Genomic DNA, 16,467 nt, shown 5'->3' with positions numbered 1-16,467 from the left:
GGTCAAAGAGCGCTGACCGCCGAGACGTCGCCGGTCAGGGAGCGCTGACCGCCGAGGCGTCGCTGGTCAAAGAGCGCTGACCGCCGAGACGTCGCCGGTCAGGGAGCGCTGACCGCCGAGGCGTCGCTGGTCAAAGAGCGCTGACCGCCGAGACGTCGCTGGTCAGGGAACGATGATCCCGTCGATCTCGCCGTCGAGCTCGAGCGGGTACTCGGCGCCGACGGCGTCCCAGAACCCCTCGAACGGCGTGAAGATGGTGCCGAGCTCCTCGTGGGCCTCGGCGGCGGCGCGCCCGGCCCGCTCGACGGCCGCGGGGTCGGCACCGTAGAGGGCGGCCACCGCGGCCCAGGACGCGGGCGTGTTCAGCATGCCGTCGGCGGTCGGCGCCGGGAGCAGCCGGGGCAGTGCGACCTCGTCGAAATCGGGACCCGGTTCGCCGTCCCAGTGCAGGAACACGTGCTGGACCCGGGACACCACACCGTCCACTCTGGACAGGATCAGGTGCTCGCCGCCGTACTCGTCGTGGTCCAGCGCGATGATCGCCCGCTCCCAGTCCGGGGCGTCCGCGATGGCCTCGGCGAGCCAGGTGTTGCCCCGGTCCGCGTAGAGCGACACGCGCGTGTGCGCCGAGCCCTGCGGGCGGATCCAGTACGGCACCGGCTCCTGCGGGAGCTTCAGCGCGTCCACGAACCCGGCGGGATCCGCGGCGCGCGAGAGGTCCACCGCGGCCACCGCCATGAAGGTCGACATCGCGCGAGCATACTGCTGGGCGTGGCTCACTTCAGTAGGCTCTTCGCGATCTGCGTCGACGTGCCCGCGCACGATCACGACGCCACCGTGGCGTTCTGGTCCGGCGCGGCCGGGGCCGAGATGCCGGTCGTCGGCAAATACCCCGAGTTCAACGGCGCCCGGCTGCCGACGCACGACATGCTGCTGCTCGCCCAGCGGCTCGGTGACGGCGAGGCCCGGATGCACCTCGACTTCCACACCGACGACCTCGACGCGGAGGTCGCCCGGCTCGAGGCGCTCGGCGCCACGCGGGTCGAGCGGGCCGGGAACTGGCAGGTGATGCGGGACCCGGCCGGGCTGCCGTTCTGCGTGGTGCTGGACGGTCCGGGCACCCTGTCGGAGGCCAACGCGACCCGGTGGGACTGACCGGGTCACGGAAACGTGCCAGGTCGCACCATACGTGCGTGCGGCGGGGCGGCGATCGCGCACCTTTGGTCGTACCAAACCGATCTGAGGAGCGCACCGTGACTCGTCGCATCATCGTTCTGGCCGCGGCCGCCCTCGGGGCGCTGGGGCTCGCCGGCTGTCAGCAGGACGCCGGCACCGCCACCGCCAAGCCGTCCACCCCGGCGTCGGCCGCGGCCGTCGCCTCCGCCCCGGCCTCGGCCTCCGCGAAGCCCTCGTCGAAGGCGAGCGGCTCGGCCAAGCCGTCGACCGGCACCAAGGAGGCCGGCGCGGTGCCCGACATCTGCAAGCTCATGTCCAAGGCCGAGGTGCAGACGCTGACCGGCGAGTCGGTGACCCTCATGACCGACGACGGTGGCTCCAGCACCACCAGCCGCTACTGCCAGTGGCAGCTCTCCCAGGGCCAGCTCACGGTCACCGTGAGCCTGGAGACCCGCGAGAACTTCGACGTCCGCAACAAGCAGGCCCAGCCGGTGATCGGCGTCGGCACCACCGCGTACTCCCTCGCCGGGCACCTCTACGTGTGGCAGGACGGGCGGGACGTGGACGTGTACGTCTCCTCGGAGTCGAGCGACCAGGCTAACCTGTCCGTCGCCCGCCGGACGGCGCTGCAGCTGCTGCCGCGGCTGGAGGCGGCGTCGAAGTAGTCCCCCGCCGCCGTGGGCGCCACCAGTTGGCCGGCCCCAGCAGCGCCATCGTGGCCGGCACGAGCAGGCCCCGGACCACGGTGGCGTCCACGGCGATCGCGACCGCCATCCCGAGCCCGAACATCTTGATGATCGGGTCGACGTTGGCCGTGAAGCTCGCGAACACGACCACCATGATGCAGGCGGCAGACGTGATGACCCGGCCGGTGCGGGCGAGGCCGGCCCGCACCGCCGCCGTGTTGTCGCCGGTTCGCCGCCATTCCTGGCGTACCGCCGTCAGCAGGAACACCTCGTAGTCCATCGACAGCCCGAAGAGCAGGGCGATGAGCATCGTCGGCACGTAGCTCTCGATCGGCAGCGGCCCGTCGAGCCCGGTCAGCCGCACGCCCCAGCCCCACGCGAAGACCGCGGTGAGCGCGCCGTACGCGGCGCCGATCGACACGAGGTTCATGACCGCGGCCTTGACCGCCACCACGGGGGCGCGGAAGGCGAGCAGGAGCAGCACCGCCGAGAGCGCGACGACGACCCCGATGACCACCGGCAGCCGGCCCGCGCTGCGCTCGGCGAGGTCGGCCTTCGTGGCCACGGGCCCGCCCACGTGCACCGGCGCCCCGGCCACCCGCAGGGCCCGAATCCGGCGCACCAGGTCGGCGGTCGCGGGGTCGCCCGGCGCGGTGGACGGGGTGACGCGCAGCGAGGCGACCCCGCCGCCGCCGGAGATCCGCACCGGGGACGCCCCGGCGACGCCCGGCACCGCGGCGACGGCGTCGCCCAGGTCGGCCAGGCGCGCGTCCGAGGGGCCCGCGGCCGGCGGGTCCAGGGCGACGACGGTGGTGAGCGGGCCGTTGAAGCCGGGGCCGAAGCCCTCCGCGAGCAGGTCGAAGCTGCGTCGGGAGGCGAGAGTTCAGCTTGGCAACAAATGGCCACATGGCCTTATAGTGAACGCCATGCCATCAGAATGCATCCCAATTCGGTACCGTTCTGGTATGACGACCCAGATTGCCGTTCGCCTGCCCGAGGACCTGCTCGAGTACATCGACGAGGAAGTCGCGTCGGGCGCCTCCGCCAGCCGGGCGGCGGTCGTGACCCGAGCGCTGATCCGCGATCGCCGGCGCACGATCGCCGAGCGGGACGCGCGCATCTACGCGACGCCGGCCGGCGGCGACGAGGACGGGCTCGACAACCTCGCCGCCTGGGCGGCTCAGCAGCCGCTCGACATCGACTGATGCGCCCGATTCACCTTGCCCGGCTCGACAAGACACGGCCGGTGCTGATCCTGACCAGACCCGAAGTGCGGCCCCATCTGCGATCGGTCACCGTCGCGCCCATCACCAGCCGGGTCCGCGGCCTGTCCACCGAAGTGGCGGTCGACGGCACGAACGGGCTCGCGCAACCGTCGGTCGTGAGCTGCGACAACATCACCACGATGCCGGTCGAGCAGGTAGGGCGGCTGCTCGGATATCTGCGGCCCGAGCAGGAGCTGGAACTGTCGCGGGCCGTCGCCGCGGCGTTCGGGCTCGAAGAACGCTGACGGCGCATACGCGAAGGCCCGGGCGAGGCGTCGCCCGGGCCTGCTGCGCAGCCGTCGTCAGGCGACGGTGTTGCGCCAGGCGCGCCCGCTGCGCTCGATCAGGCGGTTCGCGTCGGTCGGGCCCCAGGACGCGGCCTCGTAGGTCGGGATCGGGCTGGTGTCCTGGGCCCAGCGCTCGATGATCGGGTCGACGATCCGCCAGCACTGCTCGACCTCGTCGGAGCGGATGAACAGCGTGGTGTCGCCGATCAGGGCGTCGAGGAGCAGCCGCTCGTACGCCTCCGGAGACTCCTCCCGGAAGGTCTTGTCGTAGGAGAAGTCCATGCTGGCCGAGCGGACCCGGAACGAGTGGCCCGGCACCTTGGCGCCGAAGCGCAGGGCGATGCCCTCGTCGGGCTGGATGCGCAGGATCAGCGCGTCGGGCTGCAGCTCGGTGAGCTGCGAGTCGGGGATCGGCAGGTGCGGCGGGCGCTGGAACTGCAGGGCGACCTCGGTCACGCGGCTGGGCAACCGCTTTCCCGTGCGTACGTAGAACGGGACGCCGGCCCAGCGCCAGTTGTCCACGTCCAGTCGCAGGGCGGCGTAGGTCTCGGTGCGCGAGAGCGGGTCGACGCCGGGCTCCTCGCGGTAGCCGGGCATGAGCTCCTCGCGGGTGCCGCCGCGGGTGTACTGCCCGCGGACCGCGATGTCGTCGATGTCCCGGCCGCGGGGCAGGCGAATCGCCTGCAGCAGCTTCACCTTCTCGTTGCGCACCGCCTCGGCCGCGAACGACGCCGGCGGCTCCATGAGGGCCAGGGCCAGCACCTGCAGCACGTGGTTCTGCAGGATGTCGCGCACAGCGCCGGCGTGCTCGTAGAAGGAGCCGCGGGTGCCGACGCCGAGCGTCTCGGCCACGGTGATCTGCACGTGGTCGACCCAGGTGCGGTTCCAGATGGGCTGGAAGATGGAGTTGGCGAAGCGCAGCGCGAGCACGTTCTGGACGGTGTCCTTGCCCAGGTAGTGGTCGATGCGGAAGACCTGCGACTCGTCGAAGGACGCGTGCACCGTCTGGTCGAGGGCCTTCGCGCTGCGCTCGTCGTGGCCGTAGGGCTTCTCGATGACCAGGCGGGCGAAGGAGCCCTCCGGGGTCTGGTTCAGCCCGGCGCCGGCCAGGCCGTTGATGACCAGCGGGAACGCCTCGGCCGGGGTGGAGAGGTAGAAGATGCGGTTGCCGCCCGTGCCGCGCTGCTCGTCGAGCTCGTCGAGCAGGGCGCTGAGGTTCTTGTAGGTCTCCGGGTCGTCGTAGCCGCCGGCGATGTACCGCACCGCGCCGGCCAGCTGCGGCATGCCCGACACCCCGCGGTCGCCGAGCACGTTGTGGATGAACTGCTGGTCGTCCATCGGCGTGCGGGCCACGCCCACGACCGCGAACCGCTCGGTCAGCCGGTTGTGCCGGGCCAGGCTCTCGATCGCCGGGATCAGCTTGCGCCGGGTCAGGTCGCCGGACGCACCGAAGATCACCACCGTGGCCGGCGGGGCGTGCCGGTTGTCGGATTCCTGCAGGACCGTCTCGCTGGACATGGGGTGTGCCTCTCCGTCGGACTGCCGCCGTGACATTACGAGCCAACCGAGGCGGGCAGCAACGATTCCGGAACGTGACCGGCGTCTCTGCACGGCCTCCGCCAAGCCTAGTCAGTAGGTTGGGCACCATGGGACGACCCGCTCGGCATGACGCCGACAGCCTCCTGGACGCGGCCGTGCGACTGGTCGGGACCGGCGGGCCCAAGGCGCTCACGGTCGCGGCCGTGGCTCGGGAGGCGGGCGGGCCGAGCGGGTCGGTGTACCACCGCTTCTCCGGGCACCCGGCGCTGGCCGCCGCGCTGTGGCTGCGCACCGTCGAGCGGTTCCAGGCCGGGTTCTTCGCGGCCCTGGCCGAGGGCCGCCCGGCCCGCGCGGCCCGGCACGTGGTGGCCTGGTGCCGGGAGCATCCCGGGCAGGCGGCGGTGCTGCTGTACCGCGCCGACGACTTCGACCGCGAGCACTGGAGCGACGAGGAGCGCGCCGCCCTCGACGCGATGAACGGGCGGGCCGTGGCCGCGATGCGCGCCCTCGGCGGCGACTTCGACAAGGTGGTGCTCGCGCTCACCGACCTGCCGGCGGCCCTGGTCCGCCGGCACCTGCGCGCCGGGCACGAGATCCCGGCCCGGGCCGAGGACCTCGCGGAGGAGACGGCGGTGCTAATTTTAGAGACATGTCTCTAAAAGTGTGGGGTACCCGCTCCGGCGAGACCGCCCTCGCCTACGCCGGTGACGAGCTCGCGCCCGGGCGCGAGGCCTGGTTCCGCGCCGTGGACGTGCACGCGCCCGCGTCCGTGACGTTCCGCTGGCTGTGCCAGCTGCGCGTGGCGCCGTACAGCTATGACTGGATCGACAACGGCGGCCGCCGCAGCCCCCGCGAGCTCGTGCCCGGCGTGGACGAGCTCGCGGCCGGCCAGCGCTGGATGACGATCTTCGACCTGATCGCCTTCGTCCCGGGCGAGCAGCTCACCTTCCGCATGGCGACCCCGCCGGCCCGGGAGCTGTTCGGCGACATCGTCATCAGCTACCTGGTCCGCGAGCTGGGGCCCGACCGGTCCCGGCTCATCGGGAAGCTGTACCTCCCGGACCCCCGCGGCCCCCTGGAGCGCGCCACCCGCCCGCTGCTGTGCGCCGGCGACCTGGTGATGATGCGCCGCCAGCTGCTGAACCTCGCCGGGCTGGCCGAGCGGGGCGTTTGACGTCACCCGTTCGTGGTAACTTAGAGTTATCGGGATCTTGCAAGGAGTAATGAGGTTGCCATGTCGATCACACCGATTGCGCCGGCCACACCGACCACGCTGACCACGGCGACCGCGACGAGCGCCGCCACGGCCAATGCGACCGGCACGCCGACCTCGCGGGACATGCAGCAGAACCTGCAGCAGGACCGGCTCCAGCAGGAGCGGCTGGAGCAGCAGCGCGTCGACGACCAGCGGCTGCAGCAGCAGCGGGCCGACGACCTGCAGGCCACCGACCGCCAGCAGCTCGTCCGGCAGCAGGACCAGCGGGCGCGCGACGTGCAGCAGGCCGGCGACCAGCAGTACCAGCTGCAGCAGCAGCGCCAGGCCGACCAGCGCCTCGCCGACCAGCGGACGGTGGAGCAGCAGCGCCTCGACGACCAGCAGCGCATCCAGCAGCAGCAGGCGCTCGAGGACCAGCTCCGGCAGCGGGCGGAGGAGGCGCGGGCCAACTTCGACGCCATCCAGCAGCAGCGGCTGCAGACGACGTCGCTGTTCTCCGGCCGGCTGGACGTCTACCTGTAACGTCGCCGCCGCGGCCCGGCATTGTTGCCGCGGGATGCCAGCCATGACGGCGGCCTATGGTCGCGGCCATGACCACGGCGGTGAAGCCCCTCCTCGGCCGCAAGCGCCCGATTCCGGCGCACGTCGCGGTCTACGCGTTCGTCATCATCCCGTTCCTCGCGCTGCTCGCGGCGGTCCCGATCGCGTGGGGCTGGGGGCTGGCGTGGCTGGACGTGATCCTCGCCGCGGCCTTCTACGTCGTGACGTGCCTCGGGGCGACGGTGGGCTTCCATCGGTACTTCACCCACGGCGCCTTCAAGGCCAAGCGCGCGCTGCGCATCGGCCTCGCGGTGGTCGGCAGCATGGCGGTCCAGGGGCCGATCCTGCACTGGGTCGCCGACCACCGCCGCCACCACGCGTTCGCCGACCGGGAGGGCGACCCGCACTCCCCCTGGCTCTTCGGCACCTCGCCGGTCGCGCTCGCCCGCGGCTTCTGGCACGCCCACCTCGGCTGGGTGCTCGAGCGTGACCTCACCAACCAGGAGCGCTTCGCCCCCGACCTGCTCGCCGACCGCGACATCCGGCTCGTGCACCGGCTCTTCGGCCCGCTGACGATCGTCACGCTCGCGGCCCCGGCCGTGCTCGGCGGCCTGATCTCGTGGTCCTGGCAGGGCGCGGTGACCGCGTTCTTCTGGGCCGGACTCGTGCGCGTCACGGCCCTGCACCACGTGACCTGGTCGGTGAACTCGGTCTGCCACATGATCGGCGAGCGCCCGTTCGCGGCCCGCGACCGCTCGGCCAACTTCTGGCCGCTGGCGATTCTGAGCATGGGCGAGTCCTGGCACAACCTGCACCACGCCGACCCGACCTCCGCCCGCCACGGGGTGCTGCGCGGCCAGATCGACATCTCGGCCCGCACCATCTGGCTGTTCGAGAAGCTCGGCTGGGCCTGGGACGTGCGCTGGCCCACCCCGCAGCGCCTCGCGCGCATCACCGCGGCCTAGTTGCTCTTTCGGCCCACCGGGGCCGCGGCTCAGCTCGTGAGGTGCAGCTTCATGCCCTCGTGGGAGGCGACGAAGCCGAGCCGCTCGTAGAAGCGGTGGGCGTCGGCGCGCGCCTTGTCCGTCGTCAGCTGCACGAGGCCGCAGCCGCGGGCCCGGGCGCGGTCGACGACCCACGTCATCAGGGCCGCGCCCACGCCCCGCCCGCGAAGGTCCGGGCGCACCCGCACGGACTCGACCAGCGCGCGCTGCATGCCGTGCCGGCCCAGCCCCGGAATGTAGGTCACCTGCAGGCACGCCACGATCTCGCCGCCGTCCTCGGCGACGATCTCCTCGTTGCGCGGGTCGGCGTCGATGGCCGCGAACGCCCGCTCGTAGGCGTCGTCCACCACGGCCCGGTCCCGGTCGCGCCCGAGCACGTCGTCGGCGAGCAGTGCGACGATCGCCGGCAGATCGGCGCGCACGGCCGGGCGGAAGATCACGAGTCCTGAGTCTAGTTGGAACCGCGTAGATGGAACCGAACGGCGCTCCCGCGAGTGGACCTGGCAAAGGGAGGAGCGAGATGTGCCCGAAGGGGGCGTGATCGGCCAGGTGTTCGGCCCGGCGCTGCCCGGCAAGGCCCCGCTGCTGGCGGGCTCCGGGCCGGGCCTGCTCTGGCTGCTCTTCGACGCGCCGGTCCGGCTCGTGGTCACCACCACCGCCGAGACCTGGACCGGGCTGGAGCCGCTGTCCTAGCCGCGGCTCACCGGCCGCCGCGGACGCCCTCGGGCTCCGCGGCGGCGTTGCGGTGCACGACGCCGAGCAGGCGCCGCAGTTCGGCCTGCTCGGCGTCGGTCAGGCCGGCGGTGAGCCGGTCCTGGGAGCGCCCGGCGAGGGCGGTCAGCCGGCCCAGCGCCGCCCGGCCCTCGTCGAGCAGGGCGACGAGCTTGACCCGGCGGTCGGTCGGCGACTCGCGGCGCGACACGTAGCCGCGCCGCACCAGGTCGTCGAGCAGCCCGACGACCCGGCTGGCCGGGATGCCGAGGTCGTGCGCGAGCTGCTGCTGCGACTGCGCCTCGGCGTCGCGCAGGCCGCGCAGCACCGCGAAGTGGCGCGGGTGCAGGCCGGTCTCGGCCAGCGCGGCCTCGAACGCCGACGCCGCCGCGCTGCCGACGGCGGCGAGCACGAATCCCAGCGGTTCCTCGGGCACCCGCCGACACTACCCCGGCCGCGTCATCGTTCCCGGCGGACGCATTGCACGCCGTAACGGCCGCGGCCGGGGAGCGGTCCGGCGGGCTAGTGGATCTCGAAGGGGGCGCGCAGGAGGTCCGCGGACTTGGAGCTGCGGCCCACCTGGAGCTCGAAGCGCCCGGGCTCGACGACCCGGCGGCCGTCGGCCGTGACCAGGGAGCAGGACGACGCCGGGAGCTCCAGCTCCACCGTCTCCGTCGCGCCCGGGGCGACCGTCACCTGGGTGAAGGCCTTCAGCTCGCGCTCGGCCCACGTGACGCTCGTGACGAGGTCGCTCACGTACACCTGGACCGTCTCCAGCGACGGGCGCGTGCCGGTGTTCGCGATCGTGACGCTCGCGCGGATGACGCCGTCGGCCGGGACGACCGCGTCGGCGATGCGCAGGTCCGAGTAGGCGACCGTCGAGTAGGACAGGCCCTCGCCGAACGCGAAGAGCGGCTCCTGGGTCAGGTCGGCGTAGCGGTTGCCGTGCTGGCCGCGGAGCTGGTTGTAGTACACCGGAAGCTGCCCGGCGTGGCGCGCGAAGGAGATCGGGAGGCGGCCGCTCGGCTCGATCTCGCCGAGGAGCAGCTCGGCGATGGCCCGGCCGCCCTGCATGCCCGGGTTGAAGGCGGCGATGACGGCGGCGGCGCGCTCGGCCGAGGCGGGTAGCGTCGAGGGCTTGCCCTGCACCAGCACCACGACGACGGGCTTGCCGGTGGCCACGAGCGCGTCGAGCAGCGCGGACTGGCCGCCCTGCAGGTCCAGGGTCGCGGTCGACTTGCCCTCGCCGGTCAGGGCCACGTTGTCGCCGAGCACGGCCACGACGACGTCGCTGGCCTCGGCCAGGGCCACGGCCTCGGCGATCGCGGCCGGGTCGGCCGGGGCCGCCCGGAACAGGGGCGGGCGCGGCTGGCCGTCGGGGAAGTGGGTGCCCTCGGGGTCGGGCTCGAGGCTGCCGATCTGGGCGCCCTCGCAGTAGGCGAGGTCCCAGCCGTCCGGGAGCGCGGCCCGCAGGCCGTCGCGCACGGTGATGACGGTCTCGCGCGGGTGCCCGTCCGGCATCCAGTCGACCTGGCCGGAGGCGCCGGCCCAGTCGCCGAGCTGGGCGTGCGGGTCGTCGGCGTTGGGCCCGACGAGCGCGATGCGGCGCACCGGGCCGGCCAGCGGCAGGGTGCCGTCGTTGCGCAGCAGCACCAGCGAGCGGCGGGCGACCTCGAGGTTGAGCGCGGTGTGCGGGGCCGAGCCGATAACCGCGGCCTGGCGCTCGGCGTCGGCGCCGCGGGGGTCCTCGAACAGGCCCAGCTCGAACTTCAGGCGGAGAATGCGGCGTACGGCATCGTCGATCTTCGCCTCGGCCAGGCGCCCCTGCGCGACCGCCGTCTGCGCCGCCTCGAAGAACTCGGGCGTGGTCATGATGAGGTCGTTGCCGGACTCGACCGCGATGACGGCGGCCTCCACGTCGTCGGCGCAGACCTTCTGCTCCCACACCATCCGCCCGACGTTGTCCCAGTCGGTGACGAGGGTGCCGGGGAAGCCCCACTCGGTCTTCAGCACGCCGTCGAGCAGCCAGCGGTTGGCGGTGACGGGCACGCCGTCGATCGACTGGTAGCCGAGCATGAACACGGCGCAGCCCGCCTCGACCGCCCGCTGGAACGGCGGGAGGAACCAGGAGCGCAGCTTGCGCGGGGTGAGGTCGGCCTCGCTGGCGTCGCGGCCGCCCTGGGTCTCGGAGTAGCCGGCGAAGTGCTTGGCCGTCGCGAGGACCGCGGTCGTGTCGCCGAGACCACCGCCCTGGTACCCGCTGATCATGGCCGCCCCGAGCTCCCCGATCAGGAACGGGTCCTCGCCGAACGTCTCGTCCACCCGGCCCCAGCGCAGGTCGCGGGCGACGCACAGCACGGGCGAGAAGGTCCAGTGCACGCCGGTCGTGGAGATCTCGGCCGCGGTCACCCGCGCCGAACGCTCGATCAGCGCGGGGTCCCAGCTGCAGGCCATGCCCAGCTGGGTCGGGAACACCGTCGCGCCCGGCCAGAACGCGTGGCCGTGGATGCAGTCGTCGGCCATCAGCAGCGGGATGCGCAGCCGGGTCGCGGCGACCATCGCCATCGACTCGCGGATGCGCGCGGGGGAGGCGTGCAGCAGCGAGCCCGTCGTCTTGGTCAGCACCGCCTCGGCGAGGTCGAGTCGCGCGTCCAGCTGCAGCATCTGCCCGACCTTCTCGGCGAGGGTCATGCGCCCGACCAGATCCTCGACCCGCTCCGCGACCGGCAGTGATGCGTCCTGGTACGGGAGTCTCTCGGTCACAGTCGTCACGATCCGTCGTCCTCTTAGGTCGTCATAGCCAGAAACTTTTTCGTGGAGTTTCGTGTTGTATCGACGGTATGGGTAACCTACTCTGCTGTCAACGCGATGAAACAGTTTCGGGGAGCGCTCTATCGATCTGGGAGGGTGCATGAGTGAACAGCCTGTGCGCGTCACCCTCGAGGACGTCGCCCAGGCCGCCGGCGTGTCCAAGGCGACCGCGTCGAAGGTGCTGAACAAGCGGCCCAACGTCGATCCCCGCACCCGCGCGAAGGTCGAGGAGACGATCACGGCGCTCGGCTACGTGCCCAGCACCGGCCCGCGCGAGCCGCAGACCGAGACCGTCGTGGACGTGGTGTTCGACTCGATGGTCAGCATGTACTCCCTGCAGGTCCTCGGCGGCATCCTGACCGCCTCCCGCGAGCTCGGCGTCGAGATCGCCGTCGACGTGCTCGACCGCGAGGGCCGCCCGGGTCTCCCGCTCAGCGACGCGTGGCTGCTCCGCGCCGCCGCCCGCCGCCGCCTCGGCGTCATCGTCGTGTCCCTCGCGCTCACCGCCGGGCAGGTCCGCACCGTCGACGAGCTCGGCCTGCCGCTGGTCTCCGTGGACCTCACCGGGGCCTTCGGCACGGGCCTGGCCAGCGTCGCCGCGACCAACTTCGCCGGCGGCACCCAGGCCACCGAGCACCTCGTCGCGCTCGGCCACCGGCGCATCGGCTTCGCGGGGCTGCCCGCCGAGATCGCCGCCTCGCGGGAGCGGCTGCACGGCTACCGCAACGCCCTCGAGCTCGCCGGCATCGAGGCCGACCCGGCGCTGGTCGTGCACGGCGGCTTCACGGCGGAGGCCGGCTGCCGCATGGCGATCGAGCTGCTGACCCGGCCCGACCCGCCGACGGCCATCTTCGCCGCCTGCGACGGGGCCGCCCTCGGCGTCTTCGAGGCCGCGCGCCGCCTCGGCCGCCGCGTGCCGCAGGACCTGTCGATCGTGGGCTTCGACGACATCGAGCCGGCGAAGCTCTCCTCGCCGCCGCTGACCACCGTGCACCAGCCGATCGCGGATATGGGCCGGGTAGCGGTGCGCACCCTGCACACCATCGCCCGAGGCGGCACGCCCGACTCGATGCACGTCCAGCTGGCGACGCACCTGGTGGTTCGCGAGTCGACCGCCCCGCCCACCGCACAACACCGGTAGGCGGGGCGACCGTCTCGGTCACTGCAGCTCGGAGTAGTCCTCCGCCTCCGCCCGCTCGCGCAGGTGGCGGTTGTTGCGCGGCTCCTCGCGGGTCTTGGCGTCGTTGAGCCGGCGGCGCAGGTCGTCGCGCACGTCGTGGAGGGCGGCCAGGAGCTCCTCCTCGCCGGAGGTGGTTACGATCTTCTGCCGGCCGGCGATCCAGCACTCCAGCGTCACCTTCTGCCCGGGCGCCTCACGGTCCTTCACCGACACCTCGAGCTCGGTCGCGTCGGATCTGAAGGCCGCGAGCCGGGTGTCGAGCGTCGCGAACTGCTCGGCGATCCAGTTGCGATCGCCCTGCGAGAACCCGGTACCCACCCGGAGGCACTTGTCGACGGTGGCTGGATCCGCGGCAACACTCATCACATCTCCCTCGAACCGGCGAAATCGCGTTCAAAGGGTCACTACCCAGCAACCGGCCCCCCAAAAACGGCTAGATCCGGTGCATGCCCCAGCCGCCGTCGATCATGATGGTCTGGCCGGTGATGTACGTCGCGTCGTCGCTCGCCAGGAAGGCCACCAGCGCCCCGATGTCGGTCCGCGTGTCGCCGATGCGCTGCATGGGGACCTTGGCGAGCGCGGCGTTGTACCCGTCGGGGTCGAACCGCTCCCACAGCTGCGCCCCCTCCGAGTTCGCGAACGGGCACACCACGTTCACGCGCACGTTCGCCGCGCCCCACTCGGTCGCGGCCACCTTGGACAGGCCCCGGACGGCCTCCTTGGCCGCCGCGTAGGTCGCCCAGCCCGCCTGCCCCTCGGTCCCCGCGCTCGACCCGAGGTTGACCACCGACCCGCGGCCGCTCGCGGCCAGGTGCGGGAAGGCCGCCTTCATGAGCCGGAACGTCGCCCGCGGCCCGGTCTCGAAGACCAGGTCGTAGTCGTCGTCGCTGTGCTCCGTGAACGGCCCGGCCGCCCGGGTGGCGATCGCGTTGTTCACGAGCACGTCGAGCCGCCCGAACGCCTCCACCGCCGCGGCCACGATCCGCTCCGCCTCGCCGGCCTGGCGAATGTCCGACAGCAGCGACGCGACCCGCCGGCCCTCCAGGCCCTTGACGGTGGCCTCGAGCGTCTCGGCGTTGTGGTCGACGAGCAGCACGGCGGCGCCCCGCTCGGTCAGCGCCTGGACGATGCCCCGCCCGATGCCCTGGGCCGCCCCGGTGACGATGCACGCCGTGCCGTCCAGCCCGGCGGCGTTCGCATAGGTGTTGGTCATTCGCCGACGGTAGTCGATGGTAGGGACAGCCTCAGCATCGATTCGGGGGTGCGCGGGGCTGATTCGTGGCGCCGCGAACGGGATGGTCGAGGCATGTCGAACTCCCCCGTCACCGCCGCCCGCTGGCACCGGCCGCTGGTCGGGCTGGCCGCCGTCATGGGCGTGCTCACCATCGTGGCGCTCGTCGGCCTGGCCGTCGACGACCGCAGCATCGGCGGCAGCCCCGCGTGGCTCAAGCCGTGCAAATTCGCCGTTTCCCTGGGGTTGTACGCCCTGACGCTGGCCTGGCTCCTGCGGTTCGTGAACCGCTGGCGCCGCACGGGCTGGTGGGCCGCGACCGTCGTCGCGCTCGCGTCCGCCGGCGAGATGGTCGCCATCGTGCTGCAGGCGGTGCGCGGCCGGGCGAGCCACTTCGACGTCGCCACCCCGTTCGACGCGATGATCTGGAACCTCATGGGCGCCACGGTGATGGTGCTCTGGACGGCCAGCCTCGTGGTGGCGGTCGTGGTGGCGGTGCAGCGCGACACCGATCCGGTGGTGCGCTCCGCGGCCCGGCTCGGGTTCGCGCTCTCGCTCGCCGGGATGGCGCTCGGCTTCCTCATGACGCAGCCGACGGGCGCGCAGCAGGTCGAGCTCGACAACGGCGGCGCGCCCGCGATGGTCGGCGCGCACAGCGTGGGCGTCGCCGACGGCGGGCCCGCCATGCCGGTGACCGGCTGGTCGACCACCGGCGGGGACCTGCGCATCCCGCACTTCGCCGGGATTCACGCGCTGCAGGCGCTGCCGTTGCTGGCCCTGGTGCTGGCCCTGCTGGCCGCACGGTACCCGGCCCGGTTCGGGGCGGTGCGCACGCGGCTGCGGGTCGTGCGGGTGGCGGCGGTGGGCTATGCGGGGCTGATCGCGCTGCTGACGTGGCAGGCACTGCGGGGGCAGCCGCTGCTGGAGCCGGACGCGCTGACGCTCCTCGCGGCGGGTGGGCTCGCCGTCGTGGTGCTCGCGGGCCTGGCGCTGGCCGCGCGCGGCCGCACCGAGCCGGTCGCGGAGCCGCGGGTGCTGCAGAACGCCTGAGAACCGACATATGGCCCGGCGGGCGATAAGTCCGATAAGTCGCGGCGCGGAGCGCCCGACTTATCGCGTCGGGCCGAGCGCACCACGGCGACCCCCTCGCCGGCCGGCGCGGAGCGCCCGACTTATCGCGTCAGGCCGAGCGCACCACGGCGACCCCCTCGCCGGCCGGCGCGGAGCGCCCGACTTATCGCGTCAGGCCGACTCGCCGAGCCAGGCGCGCACCGCGGCGGCCTCCTCATCGGTGAAGGGGATCTGCGCCGCCTCCGCGCGGGAGAGCACGTTGTTCACGAAGGCCGACGCGATCTCGGCGGGCGTGGGCGGGGGCTGGCGGTGCAGCGGGTAGCCGCCGAAGGACGTCCCCCGCACCACGAACGCCACCGCGCCCCGGCTGACCGGCACCCCGTTGTCGCGCAGCCGGTCGCGCGACCAGCTCGTGCACTGGGTGAGGTTGAACCGGTGCTCGCGCGCGTAGGCCGCGAGCGTCTCGTAGATGGACGGCCACCACGCCTGCGGGAGGCGGGGCAGGCTCAGCTGGTCGGCGAGGCGCTCGACCGGCTCGGGCAGGACGGTGCGGGGCGCCCCGGGGGCGGTGGGCTCCGGGGCCTCGTGCCGGCTCTCGTCCCACAGCAGGTGCTGGGACAGGTGCAGGTTGGGCAGCTCCAGCGTCTCCAGCGCGCGGGCGAAGGAGCCGAACCCGAACCAGTTGGTGCTGCCGACGACCGGGCCGACCTCGGTGCGCAGCCGGTACGCGAGCGCCGCCATGTTCAGGGGCGCATCGGCGGCCTCGTACTCGGCGGTGACGATGGCGCGGAACTGCTCGTAGGCCTCGTCGGGCACGAAGTCGGCGCCGGTGTCGGGGCCGCCCTCGAAGTCGTCGAGGTCGACCGGCTCGCCCTGGATGAGGGCGATGAGCTGCTGGCTGTCGAGGAGTTGGTCGGCGATCGAGGTGAAGGCCTCGGCGGCGTCGGCCGGGGAGACGATCATCGTGCGGCGGTCGGCGCGGCGCAGGCGCTGCAGGAGCGGGGTCATGTCCGAGTCCCCGGAGGCGATGACGAACTCCTCGTAGCGGGTGTCGTCGGCCAGCGCGTCGACGGCGTCCACGACGATGCGGATGTCGGCCGCGTTCTTCGTGGCGTTGTACCGCGGGCAGTCGATGACCTCGAAGCCGGCGCGCACGAAGCTGGGGCGGAAGCGCGAGAAGTACAGCCGGTTGGGCTCCCCCGCCGCGTCGCGCGTGTTCACCCAGCCCGCCGGGTTCAGGTAGCAGCGCAGGATCAGCCAGCGCCGGGGCGCCTCGGCGGCGGTCAGGGTGGTGGACAGCCGCTGCAGCCACACCCCGGGCTCACTGGCGAACTGCACGGCGACCTCGGGATCGAGCTTGAACAGCCCGCTGAACACGTTGTCGAAGTCGAGGAAGAACGCCGTGCGCACGTGACCCATCCGCTGCACCCTACTTCGGGGGAAGCGTGGCCACGAACGCGGAGGCGGTCGCGACCCACCGGTCGAGGTCGGCGTCGTCGAGGTGCTCGCCGGCCACGAGGACCCAGCCGCGCATCGGGCGTCCGGTCATGTCGAACGGCCGCACGCCCGGGCGGTCCAGGGCGGCGTCGGCGTCCTCGGGGCTCAGGCGGACGAGCAGGTCGTCGCGGTACACGCCGACGGTCATGTTGCCGCCGGTCAGGAAGGCCAGGCCGCCGAACATGCGCCGCCGCGCCGCGGCCGGGAGCCGTTCGCGCAGCCGCTCGGCGAGCACCTCGTCGTAGGCCATCAG

Annotated in this window: 21 protein-coding genes; 11 read left to right on the top strand and 10 right to left on the bottom strand. The window is 72.8% G+C overall.

The window, feature by feature from the left end; translation table 11 throughout:
- Positions 1-162 precede the first annotated feature (162 nt).
- The gene (locus ABT369_RS02135) at positions 163-750 is read right to left on the bottom strand and encodes a hypothetical protein (RefSeq protein WP_350609701.1); all 588 of its coding nucleotides are present in this window, start codon (positions 748-750) and stop codon (positions 163-165) included.
- 21 nt (positions 751-771) lie between these two features.
- Here ABT369_RS02135 and ABT369_RS02130 point away from each other — a divergent pair, with 21 nt between their 5' ends.
- Both ABT369_RS02130 and ABT369_RS02125 read left to right on the top strand, forming a co-directional pair.
- On the top strand, positions 772-1,155 hold the full coding sequence (locus tag ABT369_RS02130) for a VOC family protein (RefSeq protein ID WP_350609699.1): 384 nt from the start codon (positions 772-774) through the stop codon (positions 1,153-1,155).
- Between the two features lie 98 nt (positions 1,156-1,253).
- The gene (locus ABT369_RS02125) at positions 1,254-1,841 is read left to right on the top strand and encodes a hypothetical protein (RefSeq protein ID WP_350609697.1); all 588 of its coding nucleotides are present in this window, start codon (positions 1,254-1,256) and stop codon (positions 1,839-1,841) included.
- Here the strand turns inward: ABT369_RS02125 and ABT369_RS02120 are convergent.
- The gene (locus ABT369_RS02120; protein WP_350609695.1) at positions 1,774-2,595 is read right to left on the bottom strand and encodes an MMPL family transporter; all 822 of its coding nucleotides are present in this window, start codon (positions 2,593-2,595) and stop codon (positions 1,774-1,776) included. The two genes, ABT369_RS02125 and ABT369_RS02120, sit on opposite strands and share 68 nt — an antisense overlap.
- Positions 2,596-2,827: 232 nt before the next feature.
- On the opposite strand from ABT369_RS02120, the gene ABT369_RS02115 reads away from it, so the two are divergent.
- Positions 2,828-3,067 (top strand): hypothetical protein, encoded by a 240-nt coding sequence (locus ABT369_RS02115; protein WP_350609693.1) that lies wholly within the window; start codon positions 2,828-2,830, stop codon positions 3,065-3,067.
- Positions 3,067-3,372 carry a type II toxin-antitoxin system PemK/MazF family toxin gene (locus ABT369_RS02110; RefSeq protein WP_350609691.1) on the top strand — a complete coding sequence of 102 codons (306 nt, stop codon included), beginning with the start codon at positions 3,067-3,069 and terminating at the stop codon, positions 3,370-3,372. The genes ABT369_RS02115 and ABT369_RS02110 overlap by 1 nt, the downstream gene beginning before the upstream one ends.
- A 57-nt stretch (positions 3,373-3,429) precedes the next feature.
- On the opposite strand, the gene zwf is transcribed toward ABT369_RS02110, so the two are convergent.
- Positions 3,430-4,932 carry a glucose-6-phosphate dehydrogenase gene (zwf, locus tag ABT369_RS02105; protein WP_350609689.1) on the bottom strand — a complete coding sequence of 501 codons (1,503 nt, stop codon included), beginning with the start codon at positions 4,930-4,932 and terminating at the stop codon, positions 3,430-3,432.
- Positions 4,933-5,060: 128 nt separating this feature from the next.
- Between zwf and ABT369_RS02100 the strand changes: the two genes are divergently transcribed.
- The 4 genes from ABT369_RS02100 to ABT369_RS02085 all read left to right on the top strand — a co-directional run bounded on the left by ABT369_RS02100 (position 5,061) and on the right by ABT369_RS02085 (position 7,674).
- On the top strand, positions 5,061-5,612 hold the full coding sequence (locus ABT369_RS02100; protein WP_350609687.1) for a TetR/AcrR family transcriptional regulator: 552 nt from the start codon (positions 5,061-5,063) through the stop codon (positions 5,610-5,612).
- Entirely contained in the window at positions 5,603-6,127 is a 525-nt protein-coding gene (locus ABT369_RS02095) for a hypothetical protein (protein WP_350609685.1), read from the top strand. Before ABT369_RS02100 ends, ABT369_RS02095 begins: the two co-directional genes overlap by 10 nt.
- 60 nt (positions 6,128-6,187) lie before the next feature.
- Positions 6,188-6,691, top strand: coding sequence for a hypothetical protein (locus ABT369_RS02090; protein ID WP_350609683.1), 504 nt, complete (start codon positions 6,188-6,190; stop codon positions 6,689-6,691).
- A gap of 68 nt (positions 6,692-6,759) precedes the next feature.
- Entirely contained in the window at positions 6,760-7,674 is a 915-nt protein-coding gene (locus ABT369_RS02085) for an acyl-CoA desaturase (RefSeq protein WP_350609681.1), read from the top strand.
- A 29-nt stretch (positions 7,675-7,703) separates the two neighbouring features.
- Here the strand turns inward: ABT369_RS02085 and ABT369_RS02080 are convergent, their stop codons facing one another.
- Positions 7,704-8,153 carry a GNAT family N-acetyltransferase gene (locus ABT369_RS02080; RefSeq protein ID WP_350609679.1) on the bottom strand — a complete coding sequence of 150 codons (450 nt, stop codon included), beginning with the start codon at positions 8,151-8,153 and terminating at the stop codon, positions 7,704-7,706.
- 82 nt (positions 8,154-8,235) lie between these two features.
- On the opposite strand from ABT369_RS02080, the gene ABT369_RS02075 reads away from it, so the two are divergent.
- The gene (locus ABT369_RS02075; RefSeq protein WP_350609677.1) at positions 8,236-8,406 is read left to right on the top strand and encodes a hypothetical protein; all 171 of its coding nucleotides are present in this window, start codon (positions 8,236-8,238) and stop codon (positions 8,404-8,406) included.
- Between the two features lie 7 nt (positions 8,407-8,413).
- Here ABT369_RS02075 and ABT369_RS02070 read toward each other — a convergent pair whose 3' ends face one another.
- Together ABT369_RS02070 and ABT369_RS02065 are read right to left on the bottom strand one after the other, a co-directional pair.
- Positions 8,414-8,860 carry a MarR family winged helix-turn-helix transcriptional regulator gene (locus ABT369_RS02070; RefSeq protein ID WP_350609675.1) on the bottom strand — a complete coding sequence of 149 codons (447 nt, stop codon included), beginning with the start codon at positions 8,858-8,860 and terminating at the stop codon, positions 8,414-8,416.
- A gap of 86 nt (positions 8,861-8,946) precedes the next feature.
- A complete protein-coding gene (locus ABT369_RS02065; protein WP_350609673.1) occupies positions 8,947-11,187 on the bottom strand; it encodes an exo-beta-d-1,3/1,6-glucosidase in 2,241 nt (746 codons plus the stop codon).
- 148 nt (positions 11,188-11,335) lie between these two features.
- Here ABT369_RS02065 and ABT369_RS02060 point away from each other — a divergent pair, with 148 nt between their 5' ends.
- The gene (locus tag ABT369_RS02060) at positions 11,336-12,376 is read left to right on the top strand and encodes a LacI family DNA-binding transcriptional regulator (protein WP_350609671.1); all 1,041 of its coding nucleotides are present in this window, start codon (positions 11,336-11,338) and stop codon (positions 12,374-12,376) included.
- Positions 12,377-12,394: 18 nt separating this feature from the next.
- On the opposite strand, the gene ABT369_RS02055 is transcribed toward ABT369_RS02060, so the two are convergent.
- Both ABT369_RS02055 and ABT369_RS02050 read right to left on the bottom strand, forming a co-directional pair.
- Complete coding sequence (locus ABT369_RS02055) at positions 12,395-12,778, bottom strand: HPF/RaiA family ribosome-associated protein (protein WP_350609669.1); 384 nt, start codon at positions 12,776-12,778, stop codon at positions 12,395-12,397.
- Positions 12,779-12,848: 70 nt separating this feature from the next.
- Positions 12,849-13,628, bottom strand: coding sequence for an SDR family NAD(P)-dependent oxidoreductase (locus tag ABT369_RS02050; RefSeq protein WP_350609667.1), 780 nt, complete (start codon positions 13,626-13,628; stop codon positions 12,849-12,851).
- Positions 13,629-13,721: 93 nt separating this feature from the next.
- Here ABT369_RS02050 and ABT369_RS02045 point away from each other — a divergent pair, with 93 nt between their 5' ends.
- A complete protein-coding gene (locus tag ABT369_RS02045; RefSeq protein WP_350609665.1) occupies positions 13,722-14,696 on the top strand; it encodes a hypothetical protein in 975 nt (324 codons plus the stop codon).
- A 192-nt stretch (positions 14,697-14,888) separates the two neighbouring features.
- Here the strand turns inward: ABT369_RS02045 and ABT369_RS02040 are convergent, their stop codons facing one another.
- Together ABT369_RS02040 and ABT369_RS02035 are read right to left on the bottom strand one after the other, a co-directional pair.
- Positions 14,889-16,136, bottom strand: a complete 1,248-nt coding sequence (locus ABT369_RS02040) for an NYN domain-containing protein (RefSeq protein ID WP_350609663.1) — start codon at positions 16,134-16,136, stop codon at positions 14,889-14,891.
- Positions 16,137-16,146: 10 nt separating this feature from the next.
- The gene (locus ABT369_RS02035) at positions 16,147-16,464 is read right to left on the bottom strand and encodes a TfoX/Sxy family protein (RefSeq protein WP_350609661.1); all 318 of its coding nucleotides are present in this window, start codon (positions 16,462-16,464) and stop codon (positions 16,147-16,149) included.
- Positions 16,465-16,467 lie beyond the last annotated feature (3 nt).

The sequence above is a fragment of the Dactylosporangium sp. NPDC000244 genome (assembly GCF_040300725.1).
In the GTDB taxonomy this organism is placed as follows: Bacteria; Actinomycetota; Actinomycetes; order Mycobacteriales; family Micromonosporaceae; genus Dactylosporangium.
The sequence above is the reverse complement of the archived record's forward strand: the minus strand, read 5'-3'. Positions and strand labels throughout refer to the sequence as shown.